Origin of the sequence: Candidatus Salinivivens marinus, assembly GCF_965655845.1 — a bacterium.
GTDB lineage: Bacteria > Pseudomonadota > Alphaproteobacteria > Rhodobacterales > Rhodobacteraceae > Salinivivens > Salinivivens marinus.
The window spans coordinates 62,225-76,030 of the sequence record NZ_CBFHHX010000012.1; the positions used below are offsets into that span (position 1 = coordinate 62,225).

Annotated in this window: 12 protein-coding genes, 1 tRNA gene and 1 other RNA gene; 12 read left to right on the plus strand and 2 right to left on the minus strand. The window is 40.6% G+C overall.

Features of this window, described 5'->3' with window-relative positions:
• Window positions 1–67: 67 nt before the first annotated feature.
• Window positions 68–415: a transfer-messenger RNA gene (gene ssrA, locus ACTF5Q_RS10780) on the minus strand.
• A 97-nt stretch (window positions 416–512) separates the two neighbouring features.
• Between ssrA and ACTF5Q_RS10785 the strand changes: the two genes are divergently transcribed.
• The 12 genes from ACTF5Q_RS10785 (at window position 513) to ACTF5Q_RS10840 (ending at window position 13,443) form a co-directional block, all read left to right on the plus strand.
• Window positions 513–1,265, plus strand: a complete 753-nt coding sequence (locus ACTF5Q_RS10785; protein WP_438954613.1) for a DUF2182 domain-containing protein — start codon at window positions 513–515, stop codon at window positions 1,263–1,265.
• A gap of 17 nt (window positions 1,266–1,282) precedes the next feature.
• Complete coding sequence (locus ACTF5Q_RS10790; RefSeq protein ID WP_438954614.1) at window positions 1,283–1,966, plus strand: DUF1326 domain-containing protein; 684 nt, start codon at window positions 1,283–1,285, stop codon at window positions 1,964–1,966.
• 20 nt (window positions 1,967–1,986) lie between these two features.
• Window positions 1,987–3,090: a dimethylsulfoniopropionate demethylase gene (locus tag ACTF5Q_RS10795; protein WP_438954615.1), complete on the plus strand. Its 1,104-nt coding sequence runs from the start codon at window positions 1,987–1,989 to the stop codon at window positions 3,088–3,090.
• Window positions 3,091–3,102: 12 nt separating this feature from the next.
• Entirely contained in the window at window positions 3,103–4,092 is a 990-nt protein-coding gene (locus tag ACTF5Q_RS10800) for an acrylyl-CoA reductase family protein (RefSeq protein WP_438954616.1), read from the plus strand.
• A gap of 97 nt (window positions 4,093–4,189) precedes the next feature.
• The gene (locus tag ACTF5Q_RS10805) at window positions 4,190–5,416 is read left to right on the plus strand and encodes an aminotransferase class V-fold PLP-dependent enzyme (RefSeq protein ID WP_438954617.1); all 1,227 of its coding nucleotides are present in this window, start codon (window positions 4,190–4,192) and stop codon (window positions 5,414–5,416) included.
• Window positions 5,417–5,432: 16 nt separating this feature from the next.
• Complete coding sequence (locus ACTF5Q_RS10810; protein WP_438954618.1) at window positions 5,433–6,854, plus strand: cryptochrome/photolyase family protein; 1,422 nt, start codon at window positions 5,433–5,435, stop codon at window positions 6,852–6,854.
• Window positions 6,855–6,857: 3 nt separating this feature from the next.
• Window positions 6,858–8,075, plus strand: a complete 1,218-nt coding sequence (locus tag ACTF5Q_RS10815) for a class I SAM-dependent methyltransferase (RefSeq protein ID WP_438954619.1) — start codon at window positions 6,858–6,860, stop codon at window positions 8,073–8,075.
• A gap of 49 nt (window positions 8,076–8,124) precedes the next feature.
• Complete coding sequence (locus tag ACTF5Q_RS10820) at window positions 8,125–9,249, plus strand: gamma-glutamylcyclotransferase (RefSeq protein WP_438954620.1); 1,125 nt, start codon at window positions 8,125–8,127, stop codon at window positions 9,247–9,249.
• Between the two features lie 43 nt (window positions 9,250–9,292).
• Window positions 9,293–10,321, plus strand: coding sequence for a cysteine synthase A (locus ACTF5Q_RS10825; protein ID WP_438954621.1), 1,029 nt, complete (start codon window positions 9,293–9,295; stop codon window positions 10,319–10,321).
• Window positions 10,322–10,326: 5 nt separating this feature from the next.
• Window positions 10,327–12,573, plus strand: a complete 2,247-nt coding sequence (locus ACTF5Q_RS10830; RefSeq protein WP_438954622.1) for a DUF3772 domain-containing protein — start codon at window positions 10,327–10,329, stop codon at window positions 12,571–12,573.
• On the plus strand, window positions 12,574–13,293 hold the full coding sequence (locus ACTF5Q_RS10835; protein WP_438954623.1) for an alanyl-tRNA editing protein: 720 nt from the start codon (window positions 12,574–12,576) through the stop codon (window positions 13,291–13,293).
• Between the two features lie 60 nt (window positions 13,294–13,353).
• Window positions 13,354–13,443, plus strand: a tRNA-Ser gene (locus ACTF5Q_RS10840).
• Window positions 13,444–13,533: 90 nt separating this feature from the next.
• Here the strand turns inward: ACTF5Q_RS10840 and ACTF5Q_RS10845 are convergent.
• Complete coding sequence (locus ACTF5Q_RS10845) at window positions 13,534–13,728, minus strand: hypothetical protein (protein WP_438954624.1); 195 nt, start codon at window positions 13,726–13,728, stop codon at window positions 13,534–13,536.
• Window positions 13,729–13,806: the final 78 nt, after the last annotated feature.

Consider the following 13,806-nt stretch of genomic DNA (forward strand, 5'->3'; position numbering starts at 1 on the left):
ACAAAAGGATTAAATTGATTACATACCGAACGGCTGACGTATATTTAACATAAGAGCATAAATTTAGTGAGCGGTATTCTGTTGCGAGGAACCGCTCTAACCCCACCTAGTGATGCTAGTCACTAGGGATTAAAGTTCAGTATCTCCGACTGCTTAAGCAGCCATTGCTACTGGAGCACGATTGTCATTTGCAATTGTACTTTTTGCGCCGATAACGGTGGCATCCCGCCGAGACAAAGCCTTCCCCTTTACACGTTCGTCTATCCTATTTCGACCCCATATAACCGTACTGGTAAATAATGGTGGAGCCGCTCGGTACCGCCCCGAGGTCCGATCCGCTTATTACGAGCGCGTTTATGTCCATAGCTCAAAGAGCACTTAGACCATACAAGCAGCATGAAAGTACTGCAATAGAAAATGCAAAATACACTGACGCTACGTTTATTAATATTTGAATTGTCAAAAACTGCTGCATCATGCATTAGTCCCGTCTGTAACGCGTTGAGGTCTACATGATTTCTGAACAAGTACGAAAAATGACACAGGTCCATTGGATCGTGCTTTTTCTTTCGATTTCTATAGCATGGTTGTTCTTATATTTACTATCAGTACCAAATGAACTTCGCCTACTATCAAAAATCTACGGCGCTAATTTCTTTAATGAGTTTTGTATAATCACTCCTGATGTTAGTGGTTTTTTTCAAATTTTTTCGATGTGGATACTAATGTCAGCAGCAATGATGGCACCTACGGCTTTGCCAGCTTTTGCTGTTTATGAAGAGTTAGGCGATAATGTAGAGATAAATCTATTGCGCCTACTACTTGGATATTTAACCGTCTGGATAGTTTTTTCTTTTTTTGCAGCAGTTTCACAAATGGCCTTATTCATTTATGGGTATTTGGATAATTTGGGTCAGGTTACGTCCTCTAAATTGTCTGGCCTTATTTTGTTTTTTGCAGGCCTCTACCAATTTACGAGTTTAAAACAAGCATGTTTGGCAAAATGTAGAAGGCCTCTGACCTTTTTTATGCAGTACTTTGAACAGGGCCCTTTGGCTAATGGTTTGCGGCTGGGAGCTGTATGTCTTGGATGCTGTTGGGCCTTAATGCTCATTTCATTTGTTGGTGGTGTGATGAATTTAGCATTCATGGGATTAGCTACATTTTTAATGATAATTGAAAAATTGCCACAATATGGTCGTTTTTTAACAATGCCACTCGGATTAATTTTGATTTTATCTGGCTTAAATTTATTTATTTTTTAATTGGAAAGGATTGGCTTATGGTCGATGAGAAAATTGAAGCGCCTGCAAAAATATCAAGCAGACACCCGGCAGCTGGTCCTAAAGAGGACGGGCTGACGCCTTGGGCTGTTAAAGGCGAATTAATTTTAAATTGTAATTGCACCATTTTTTGTCCTTGCGTTGTCTCTCTTGGCAAGCATGCTCCAACAGAGGGCTACTGTCAGGCTTGGGCTGGGGTGAGAATTGATGATGGTTTTTATGGGGATGAGAACCTCAGTGGGTTAAATGTCGGTTTGGTTCTTGAAATCCCTGGTCTTATGGCAAGGGGAAACTGGAAAGCTGCTGCTTACATTGATGATAGGGCTAGTCATGCAGCTTATGAGGCACTGATAAATATCTTTAGTGGCAAAGCTAAGGGCACTACTGGTCTGTTTAAGGTTTTAGTGAGTGAGTTTTTGGGTGCAGAACGAGCGCCAGTTGAATTCACAACCGAGGGTAATGCACGAAGGCTAATTGTAGGAAAAAAAATCCAAGGTGAGATCGTACCTGTTGTTGGCAATGGTGGTAAGGATATTGTCGTAACAAATACTGAATATTGGATGGGTCCAGATATAACTGTAGCAACGGCTACTAAAGGACGGGTTCGTGCACACGGTCGAGTTTGGGATTTTGATGGGCGTTCCGCAGAAATTTGCCAGATCGACTGGAGAGGCCCTAGGTAATTACTAAAAGGATTTCAGATATGGCACTTCTGTCTCCGTCTAGAAGACTTCGTAGAACAGTATTTTCTGAAGGCGTAGAAGCCGCTGGTGTCAAGGCATATACGGTTTATAACCATATGCTACTCCCAACAGTCTTTCGAAGTGTTCAGGAAGATTATCATCACTTAAAATCAGAAGTGCAAGTTTGGGATGTAGCTGTTGAACGCCAAATCGAACTTAAGGGCCCAGATGCTGCCCGATTAATGCAAATGCTTACACCTAGAGATTTGCGAGAAATGTATGGCGGTCAGTGTTATTATGTTCCAATAGTTGATGAAACTGGAGGTATGTTGAATGATCCGGTGGCTGTTAAAATCAGCGATGAACATTGGTGGGTTTCTATTGCTGATAGTGATCTCCTTTATTGGATCAAGGGAATTGCAAATGGCTGGCGTCTTGATGTGTTAGTAGATGAGCCTGACATTAGCCCACTTGCGGTTCAGGGTCCAAAATCAGACGACCTAATGGCAGACGTTTTCGGTGATGAAGTCAGGAGTATAAGATTCTTTAGATTTAAACGGTTAGAGTTTAATAATCAGGCTTTGATCGTAGCGCGCTCTGGCTATTCAAAACAGGGTGGTTTTGAAATTTACGTTGAAGGTTATCAGAATGCTATGCCACTTTGGAATGCATTATTTGAAGCTGGTAAGAAATATAATGTTCATGCTGGGTGCCCAAATTTAATCGAAAGAATTGAAGGAGGCCTTCTAAGCTATGGGAATGACATGACTGATGATAATACTCCTCATGAATGTGGTTTAGGTAAATTTTGTGATACTCATGACGCATTGGGATGTGTCGGAAGAGATGCTTTACTGCGAGTTGCTAAGGAGGGTCCAACGCAAATGATTAGAGCAATAGAAATAAGCGGACCCGAGGTTGGTGTGTGTGACCGTTGGTGGCCAATTATTGCGAATGATAAACAAGTGGGTCGAGTGAGCTCCGCGGCATATTCACCTGACTTCAAAACGAACGTCGCAGTAGGAATGGTTAAAATGACCCATTGGGATGAAAATACCAAAGTTCAGGTAGTTACAAATGACGGCGCAAGAGATGCCATCGTCAAAGAAAGTTTTTGGATTTAGAAGGAAAATTTTATGTTTAATGCTCTAGTAGTTAATAAAGATGAGGATGGTAAAACATCATCTGGTGTGTCTCAAGTAACACTTGAGGACTTACCCGACGGTGAGGTGGTGGTTGCGGTTGAGTATTCAACTGTTAATTGGAAGGATGGATTATGTCTTGGAGCGGGAGGCGGTTTAGTAAGGAACTACCCTCATGTTCCTGGTGTTGATTTTTCGGGAACGGTAGAGAGTTCGGATGATCCGAGATACAATCAAGGTGATAAAGTAATTTTGACTGGCTGGCGGGTAGGAGAGGCATACTGGGGTGGATATGCTCAAAAAGCCAGAGTCAAAGCTGATTGGCTTGTTCCGCTGCCCGCTGGCATAACAACTAAACAGGCAATGGCTGTTGGAACGGCAGGTTTTTCAGCGATGTTGGCGATCCAGGCATTAGAGGATCAAGGTTTAAAGCAAGAGCATGGACCTGTGCTGGTAACGGGTGCTGCCGGTGGAGTAGGCTCTGTGGCGACAGCTATATTAGCTAATATTGGATATGAAGTCGCAGCAGTGACTGGTCGACCAGAAGCTAGTAATTATCTTAAGGATCTGGGTGCATCTCAAATAGTAGAACGCGGTGAAATAAACGAGGCAATTAAAAGGCCTTTAGAAGCGGCAACATGGGCTGGATGCGTTGATGCTGTTGGTGGTGAAATGCTTGCAAGATTGCTCGGGCAGTTAAAATATGGAGCATCGGTAGCAGTGGTTGGTAATGCCAGTGGGACTGCAATTCCTGCAAATGTTATACCCTTTTTGCTCCGAGGCGTAAATATGCTGGGAATTGACAGTGCAATGCAACCCTATGAAAATAGGGTTAGGGCATGGAACCGTATTACAACTGACCTACCAATGGAAAAACTTGATGGAATGATAAACGATGCAGTCCTTGCGGACCTTCCAAGGTTGGGAAAGGAAATTCAGAGCGGTCAAATAAAAGGACGAGTTGTTGTCGATGTAAATAAGTAATTGTTTTCCCATAGAATTTAATACTTTATAATAATACAATATAATTATTAATTGTCAGATTTTTTCAGTACTAATCCTTAATTTTTAGGTAGGCTTAATGCATTTAGATATTGATTTTGTGAGACAGCAATTCCCTGCTTTTTCACAACCGACATTAAAGGATCAAGCATTTTTTGAGAATGCAGGAGGATCATATGCCTGCCAGCAGGTTATAGATAGATTACATCGGTTCTACACGCAAAGGAAAGTTCAACCATACTCAAGTTACGAAGCGTCGCGGCTTGGGGGTGAGGAAATGGATGATGCGCAACTTCGCCTTGCCGCTATACTTGGGGTTGAAACTGATGAAGTAAGTTTTGGACCTTCAACAACGCAAAACACCTACGTGCTGGCGAATGCCTTTGCCAACTGGTTAAAGGATGGTGACTCTATAATAGTTACAAATCAAGATCATGAAGCTAATACAGGTCCTTGGAGGAGACTTGCTGACAGAGGAATTACAGTCTTAGAGTGGCGACTGAATAAAGACACTGGCCATCTTGACATCAATGATTTGCAAAAGCTTTTAGACGACCGAGTTAAACTCGTATGTTTCCCTCACTGCTCAAATGTTGTCGGTGAAATTAATGACGTCTCTAAAATAGTAGGTTTAATACATTCATCCGGTGCGTTTGCTTGCGTTGATGGGGTAAGTTATGCGCCTCATGGACTGCCAAATGTGGGTAAGATTGGCGCGGATATATATATGTTCTCATCTTATAAAACATATGGTCCACATCAAGGCATAATGGTTGTTAGAAAAGCTTTGGGGGAAACACTTCCTAATCAAGGCCATTATTTCAATGCAAAATATTTATCCAAACGATTTACTCCTGCTGGACCAGATCACGCACAAATTGCTGCCTGTGCCGGCATTGCCGACTATATTGATACTCTCCATCAGCACCATGGAGGTTCGTCATCAGCATCGGCAACAGAACGTGGCGAATTCGTCCATGACTTAATGAGAGCGCATGAAACTCAAATTATGCCGCCTCTTCTTGAATGGGCGTCAAATAAAAACTCTGTAAGGCTTCTAGGGCCTGATAAAGCAGGTTTGAGGGCTCCAACTATTGCATTGGACATTAAACAGGATCCAAAAGACGTAACAAACAAACTTGCTCAAAAGGGTATTATGGCGGGCAGTGGCGACTTTTACGCTGTTCGAGCTTTGGAGGCGCATGACATAGATACAAGCAAGGGTGTACTAAGATTAAGTTTTGTCCACTATACAAATCGTGAAGAGATTGAAAAGTTAGTAGATGCTCTAGATTGCTTTGTATAATAATTAGAGATCAGTTTTGTCCGACCAAGCCACTATTTTATATTGGATACGGCGCGATATGCGTGTTTCTGATAATCCAGCACTTTCTGAAGCAGTAAATTCTGGTGCTTATGTACTTCCCGTTTTTATTTACGATGATTGGTTTTCGCAGCTCGGCGCAGCCCCAAAATTCCGTTTGGAAAAAAGTTTAGTCTCCTTGCAAAAACAATATGAACAATTGGGTTCGTATTTGACTATTAGAAAAGGTCCAGCAAGAGCGGTATTGCGAGAGTTAATAAATGAAACTGGAGCAACTTCTGTTGTGTGGAGCCGTGATCTTGATCCCAATGCAATCGAACGCGATACCGAAATTAAACAAGACCTTAAAGCAAATTGCATAAATGCTAAAAGTTATCGAGGGCAGGTTTTATTCGAACCTTGGAAAGTAAGCACAAAAACAGGAGGCTTTTATAGAGTTTACACTCCATTTTGGAACTCTGTAAAAGATCAATTCGTGGACCTTACTCTCAATTCTCCCAACTCTATTTCTTCTCCCAGTGAAAGACCCCCTACATTAACAGTAGAAGATCTCAGTCTAGGAGCTGCTATGTCCGGTGGAAGCAATATTTTAGGTAAATATATAGAAGCTGGGGAGCTTGCTGCTCAGACTAAACTTAAAAATTTTCTCGACGGACCGGTTTCTAATTATTCAGAAGATAGAAATATTCCCCATTTGAATGCTACCTCGCTACTATCAGATCACCTTGCTTGGGGTGAAATAAGTCCAAATCAATGCTGGAATAGCGCTTTTCCCACTTTCTTAGATGGGGTTATGGGAGCTGAGACATTTTTAAAGGAATTGGTTTGGCGTGAATTTGCTTATCATTTGATTTATCATACACCTCATATTGTAAGTAAAAGTTGGAGAGAGGAGTGGGAGGCTTTTCCTTGGCGCACAGATTCAAACCACGAGGATGTAATCGCATGGAAACAAGGAAGAACTGGTATTCCATTCGTCGATGCTGCGATGCGGGAAATGTATGTTACTGGTCGTATGCATAATCGTGGCAGGATGATGGTTGCTTCATTCTTGACAAAGCACCTTATGACCCACTGGCGCATTGGTTTAGAGTGGTTTAGTGATTGTTTAATTGATTGGGATCCTGCTTCTAATGCAATGGGCTGGCAATGGTCGGCGGGCTCGGGTCCAGATGCCACGCCTTATTTTCGAGTTTTTAACCCCGTAACTCAACTGCAAAAATTTGACCCTGAGGGTATCTATACTAAACGCTGGATTGCTGAATTATCAGACACTCCATCCGACACTTCTTTATCTTACTTCAATGCAATACCAAAACACTGGAAATTTGATAAAGAATCTGTCTATCCTCCAGCTATAATGTCTCCTGAGGAGGGGCGAAAAAGAGCATTGGAAGTATATTCGAATAGGGGTTTTTGAATTATGTCAGTTTTGACATCAACGAATAATCAACAAAATTTACCTCGATATTTTGCCCGAGTATTTGATCTCGTTGGTAAGCTTAATTCGGGTCGGGTAGATTTTATTTTACCAGATGGAAGAAGGTTTAGGGCAGAAGGATCGAAGCCGGGCCCTGTTGCAGAGGTTACAATCAATAATCCTGATGTTTTTGCTCGATTGGTTCGTGAAGGCGATCTAGGTTTCTGTGATGCTTATCTCGATGGTTGGTGGACGACACCAGACTTGCAGGCTTTTATGGATTTTATTCATGCAGACAATGATGATATGTATGATGGTTTTCCAGGAATGGCACTAGTTCGAGCTTGGGAGAAAGCTAGGTTTTGGCTTCAATCAAACACTAAACGTCAAGCTCTAAAAAATATAAGCTATCATTACGATTTGGGAAATGATTTCTACAGCTTGTGGCTGGACGACACTATGACATACTCTTCTGCGCTTTTTAATACTAGCCAAGAAAGCTTAGAAAAAGCTCAAATTGCTAAATATGCTAGTATGGTTGATCAGATGGGTGTTAAGCCTGGTGATCATGTTTTGGAAATTGGCTGCGGGTGGGGTGGATTTGCAGAGTATGCAGCCAAGGAGAGAGGTTTAAAAGTAACTGGTTTAACAATCTCAAAAGAGCAGCTAGAATATGCGCAAAACAGAATTAAAAACAAGGGGTTAGGTGATAAAGTTAATTTTAAGCTGCAAGACTACAGAGATGAAACTGGAGTTTACGATGGTGTTGCTAGTATTGAGATGTTTGAGGCGGTTGGTGAGAAGTATTGGCCTATATATTTCGATAAAATTAAACAATGTCTGAAGCCTGGCAAGCAGGCAACATTACAGATAATCACCGTTCAGGATGCCAGATGGGAAGTATACAGAAAAAGCGTTGATTTTATACAAAAGTATATATTCCCTGGAGGTATGTTACCAAGTCCATCCGTTCTCCGGAAAGAGGTACATAGAGCCGGTTTACGTGTGCAGCATTCTATTGAATTTGGAAAAAGTTATTCCCAAACTTTACGCCGCTGGTTTGAAGTTTTCAACAATAAGTGGGACAATATAAGTGCTATGGGCTTCGATGATCGTTTCCGTCGGATGTGGAATTTTTATTTAACATCCTGCGCTGCTACTTTTGAGAGTGGTAATTGTGACGTAACTCAGATCACGCTGCAAAAACCTGACAACAATTGATTAGATTGCGTAAGATTACAATAGTTCCGTTATTAATTAAGTTTAATTCATGAATATTTTTGTCTTTGGAACGCTTCTCTCGGAAACTTTTCGGAAATTAGTTCTAGGTCGTGAGTTACATTCTGAGCAAATTTGCACTGCCACGTTGAAGAATTTTTGCGTTTACTGGGCTGAAGGTGGTCCATTCCCTGTGATTGTTCCGAAAGATGGGACAGAAGTCCTCGGGGTTGTTCTTAAAGATTTAAATGAACACGATATTGAACGGTTAAATTATTATGAGCTTGGGTTTGGTTATGTTTTAAGAGAAGCGTTGGTTGAAACAAATGATTGCCTGCAAGATGTTTTTGCATATTTTTGTAAAAGTTCAGACATGGCTTCGAAAAACTTATGGAGCTTTGACGATTGGCTTACCAAACATTCCGAAATTCAGTATCTAGCGACTACTGAATTTATGGATTTTTTTGGTACAAAATTTGGTGATACTGCACAACGAATGTATAATAGTATATTAAAAAGGGCAGAAATATACGTAAAAGAGAGATCTAGTGTACGCAATGTAATTGAAGGTGGGCCAAGCAAGCACGCAAAAGCACAGGTAGAAAGTCTTTCGCGAGAATATTTAGGTTTTTTTGCCTTGAACCAAATTAATCTCAAATACCCATATTTCAGCCAGACATTACCAGATACAAAAAAACGTGTTATTTTAATGGGTTCTGAGGCGTCATTAATACTTCCATATGATCCAGTAAATGATAAAGTTCTTTTAATTGAGCAGTTTCGTATTGGGCCTTTTTGTAGAGGTGATAGAGCTCCATGGGTTTATGAACCTGTTGCGGGTATGATTGAATTTGGTGAAAAACCAGAGGAGGCAGCAAAAAGAGAAGTCTACGAGGAAGCTGGCATTTTAGTTAATAAATTGGTGAAAATTAACTCTGGTTATCCAAATCCGGGCGAGGCGACTACTTATTTTTATAATTATGTTGGATTAGTTGATTTGTCAGATTATTCCCCAGGCATTTATGGTCTAAAAGAAGAAGGTGAAGATATACGAACACATGTCTTTGATTTTGAATTGGTTTTAGACTGGTGTAGATCGGACAAACTTCGCGTTTTACCTTTAAACACTATGATATTGTGGTTAGCATTGAACAAGAATAGACTTTCTTATAATTAACCGGTTCGGATTATCCTTAAAAATTTTGGTAGATTGATAAAATATGATTGCGAAAGACCTGGCTTCTAGCATTGGAAATACTCCTTTAATCAAACTTAGGGCGGCTTCAGAGGCTACAGGTTGTTCAATTTTGGGCAAGGCAGAGTTTGTAAATCCTGGGCAATCTGTAAAGGATAGAGCAGCTCTGTATATAATACGAGATGCTGAGGAAAAAGGTTTTCTTCGTCCGGGAGGCACAATCGTTGAGGGAACGGCTGGAAATACAGGCATTGGTATCGCTCTCGTTGGGGCTTCTATGGGTTATAAATCTGTTATTGTAATACCCGAAACGCAAAGTGAGGAAAAAAAAGAAATGTTGAGGCTTACAGGGGCCAGGCTTGTCCAGGTACCAGCTGTTCCTTACCGTAATCCCAACAATTATGTGAAATATTCACAAAGACTAGCAGAGGAATTGAATAAAACTGAAGTAAATGGTGCTGTCTGGGCAAATCAGTTTGATAACGTAGCTAATCGACAGGCCCATGTCGAAACCACCGGTCCTGAGATTTGGTCGCAAACGGAGGGTAAGGTGGATGGATTTGTATGTTCATGTGGCTCTGGAGGCACTTTAGCGGGTGTTGCTTTGGCATTACAGCCTAAAGGTGTGAAAATTGGCCTTGCAGATCCTATGGGAGCAGCACTTTATTCCCACTATAAATACGGGGAATTAAAATCTGATGGAAATTCAATTACAGAGGGTATAGGGCAGGGTAGGATAACGGAAAACCTGCGAGATTTACAACCTGATTACGTTTTCCAAATAGGAGATGATGAAGCAATCCCAATTGTGTTCGATTTATTAGAAAATGAGGGGCTTTGTCTGGGAGGCTCCAGCGGAATAAATATTGCCGGTGCAATGCATTTAGCCAAGGAATTAGGTCCAAATCGTACAATTGTTACGATCTTGTGTGATTATGGCACGAGATACCAATCAAAGTTATTCAATCCTTCGTTTTTGAAGAGTAAGGGTTTGCCGGTACCGAAGTGGTTATTGGATAATCCAGTAAGTATGCCGAGTGTATTTGAGGAATAACCCCTATGCGGAACATGTTTTTAACACTTATTTTTGTTTTTATTTCCTTTAATTTCAGTTTGGCAGAAGAGATTGCTGACTATGAGAAGTGGGAGTTAAATGCGCTCAGGGCAGAAACTGTAATCGAAACAGACAAAGCATCTGTAGAGGCTTTAGAAAAGCTGAGAGCTCAGTTGGTACAATGGCGTTCATCATTTCAACAGTTACAAAATGAAAATCAGAATAGAATTGAAACAATAAGAACACAGATTGAGTCACTTGGGCCGAAGTTAGAAAATGGCACTGACCCATTGGAGGATCGTCGGCTTGCTTTAGATAAGCAGCTTTCAAAATTAAATGAGCCAATAGTCCGGGCTCAGGAGGCCTTTAATCGCGCTGACGGTATGGTAAGTGAGATTGATAACTTAATATCGCAGAGGCAGGCCTTAGAATTTCTTAAATTGGGGCCAAGCATACTAAATCCGCTACTATGGGGCACAACCCTTGGAGATCTATTCAATAGCTTCTTAACGCTATCAAAAGAGACTGCTGACGTTCTGTCGTCAAACTATTTTCAAGAGCAGGTTAGTAACAGATTAATATCTATATTATTAATATCTTTTCTTTCTATTTTGCTCTTTATTTATTCGGGTGCTATTTCCAATCAGTTAAATGCAACAGCAAAACGGTTTGAGAAAGTAGCAGGGTTCTTATCTTCCTCTGTTAAATACTTATTACGGTATGTTGCCCTTTACTCGTTAATTCATTTAGCGCAGTCATTAGGTGTTTTTGGTATTAGAGGGGACTTAATTGCTGAAAACTTTTATGTCTGGGTAGGCTATTTTATCTTAGCGCTTTGGCTAGCTGAAAGACTACAAATGTCTTGGCTAGTATTTGAAACAGACAAAGTTAATCACAGAAATATAGAAAAATTTGCAGTTTTGGGTGCAGTAATATTGGTAGCTCAGGACTACGGTTCCGAACTCGCACGTTTGCAATTAATAGAACAGCAGTCTTATGAGGTTTTTACCAGCGCAATAACTGTATTGGCGGGAATTATGTTGTGGCGTATTTCCGCGTCAATGAAATTAGTTGTTTCTGGTGACACATCCTCAGGCAGTTTAAGATTAAAACTTTTAGGTTTTCTTAGACGTATAATAGTTGGCGTAGCAATAATATCTCCGCTAATCGCTGCTATAGGCTATGTAAATGCTGGTTCTGCGATTGCAGTACCTATGGTTAAAACTCTTGGTTTGTTAGCTCTAATTGTAATTTTGCAAAGACTAACATTTGATCTATATGCTGCAATTTTAAATAAATCTGAAGAGGAGACGGACGCGTTAGCTCCCGTGTTGATTGGGTTTATAATAACAATTTCTGTGTTGCCATTTTTGGCGATAATTTGGGGTGCCCGTGTTTCGAGCCTAACCGAACTATGGATACAGTTTCAAGATGGTATCAAGATTGGAGAAAGTAGAATTTCACCATTAGATTTTCTCACCTTTGTCTTATTATTTACAATTGGGTATATGTTGACCAGAGTGGTCCAATCCGCACTAAGAGGAAGTATCTTACCAAAAACTAATCTTGATGCCGGTGCGCAGAATGCGTTGGTTGCGGGCCTTGGTTACATTGGTATTTTTATTGCAGCACTCGTAGCAATCTCAAGCACCGGACTGGATTTATCATCACTTGCAATTGTAGCCGGTGCTTTGTCTGTAGGGATTGGTTTTGGACTTCAAAACATTGTTTCAAATTTTGTATCAGGTGTAATTCTTCTTATTGAGAGACCTATTAGCCAAGGCGATTGGATCGAAGTAAGCGGCAAAATGGGGTATGTTCGTGATATTTCTGTTCGTTCAACTAGGATAGAGACATTTGATAGAACTGACGTGATAATTCCTAATGCGGATTTAGTATCTGGAGTTGTTACAAATTGGACGCGTGGAAATACGATAGGTCGTGTTATTATTCCTGTTGGTGTTGCTTATGGTTCCGATACGAAAAAGGTGGAAAAAATTCTGAGGGATATAATTTCTAAAATTGAGCACGTTGCAAAGGACCCGGCACCTGGCGTTATTTTTCAAGGCTTTGGTGCAGATAGTATGGATTTTGAAATTCGTGCAATTCTTTCCGATGTTAATTATATGCTATCGGTCAAATCAGATGTTAACCATGAGATTGTAAAGCAGTTTACGAAAGAAGGAATTGAAATTCCTTTTGCACAGCGAGATGTTTGGATAAGAAACCCTGAAGCGTTGAAGGATGTTTGATTGTCCATTCCATTATATCTAGAAGACAGTTATTTAAAAACCTGTTCAGGTAGCGTTGTTGAAATTGGTGAAGATAAGTCCATTGTTTTAGATAAAACCATTTTTTATCCAACTTCTGGGGGTCAACCGGGAGATAAGGGCTATTTACAATTCAGTAGTGGTCTCTGTGAGATAGTAACAACTCGTAAAGGCGAGAATGGAAAAATAATTTTAGTGCCCTTAAATCATGATTATTTACCGAAATTAGGTGATACCGTTGAGCAATCTATCGATTGGGAAACTCGTTACAATCATATGAGAGTGCATTCAGCTCTTCACTTGCTATCTGTGGTAATTCCATTGCCTGTAACTGGTGGTTCTATAAGTGATATAAAGGGCAGGCTAGATTTTAATATGCCAGAGTCTTTATCCGATAAAGAGGAGCTTGAAAGTCACCTCAACGAGTTGATTGCCGGAGGCTATAAAATTACAAATTCGTGGATCACAGATGAAGAATTAGCAGCTCAACCTGGTCTTGTAAAAACTATGTCGGTTAAACCGCCCATCGGGAGTGGAAGAGTGAGACTTGTCAGGATCGGTTCTGATGATCAACAAGTTGATTTACAACCATGCGGTGGAACTCATGTAGCTAGTACATCAGAGATTGGGTCAATGCGCCTTGGAAAAATCGAAAAGAAAGGCAAACAAAACAGGCGTGTAAATATTCATTTTGTTGATTAAGGCTGCATAGTAAATTATCCCTTTTACAAACTTGATAAAGGTATATAACAGCGAGCTTAAGGAGACGTGGCCGAGTGGTCGAAGGCGCACGCCTGGAAAGTGTGTAGGCGGGAAACCGTCTCGTGGGTTCGAATCCCACCGTCTCCGCCACTATTATTAATTAAATCTTTTAAGATCAATGGCTTAATGTTTTGGTTCTGCAAATTTTAGCCATTCAGTAGCCATATTTACTATATTTGTTTAGTTATATCTCATCATTTTGCACACTGCTTCTATTTCAGCTTGAGCAGTAGGATCACCTGTTTGCTTTCTGTGAGCCAGAGTATCTAGATAACCTAATATATATTGAAGAGAGGCTTCTTCGTCAGGATTTACAGTTACTGGTATCCGACTTTTAACTGCATTTATTCTTCTATTAAGCGTTTGCGAACTCATCTACTAATACTTTCAATCTGTTTTCTATCTCGGTCAGCTCAAGAGTACGTCTGTAATTATCTATAAGCCTAATAGTCA

What these genes read in the sequence shown, in the direction of transcription:
- ACTF5Q_RS10785 (WP_438954613.1), top strand. Translation starts at nt 513, where the DNA reads ATGATTTCTGAACAAGTACGAAAAATGACACAGGTCCATTGGATCGTG.
- ACTF5Q_RS10790 (WP_438954614.1), top strand. Translation starts at nt 1,283, where the DNA reads ATGGTCGATGAGAAAATTGAAGCGCCTGCAAAAATATCAAGCAGACAC.
- ACTF5Q_RS10795 (WP_438954615.1), top strand. Translation starts at nt 1,987, where the DNA reads ATGGCACTTCTGTCTCCGTCTAGAAGACTTCGTAGAACAGTATTTTCT.
- ACTF5Q_RS10800 (WP_438954616.1), top strand. Translation starts at nt 3,103, where the DNA reads ATGTTTAATGCTCTAGTAGTTAATAAAGATGAGGATGGTAAAACATCA.
- ACTF5Q_RS10805 (WP_438954617.1), top strand. Translation starts at nt 4,190, where the DNA reads ATGCATTTAGATATTGATTTTGTGAGACAGCAATTCCCTGCTTTTTCA.
- ACTF5Q_RS10815 (WP_438954619.1), top strand. Translation starts at nt 6,858, where the DNA reads ATGTCAGTTTTGACATCAACGAATAATCAACAAAATTTACCTCGATAT.
- ACTF5Q_RS10820 (WP_438954620.1), top strand. Translation starts at nt 8,125, where the DNA reads ATGAATATTTTTGTCTTTGGAACGCTTCTCTCGGAAACTTTTCGGAAA.
- ACTF5Q_RS10825 (WP_438954621.1), top strand. Translation starts at nt 9,293, where the DNA reads ATGATTGCGAAAGACCTGGCTTCTAGCATTGGAAATACTCCTTTAATC.
- ACTF5Q_RS10830 (WP_438954622.1), top strand. Translation starts at nt 10,327, where the DNA reads ATGCGGAACATGTTTTTAACACTTATTTTTGTTTTTATTTCCTTTAAT.
- ACTF5Q_RS10845 (WP_438954624.1), bottom strand. Translation starts at nt 13,728, where the DNA reads ATGAGTTCGCAAACGCTTAATAGAAGAATAAATGCAGTTAAAAGTCGG.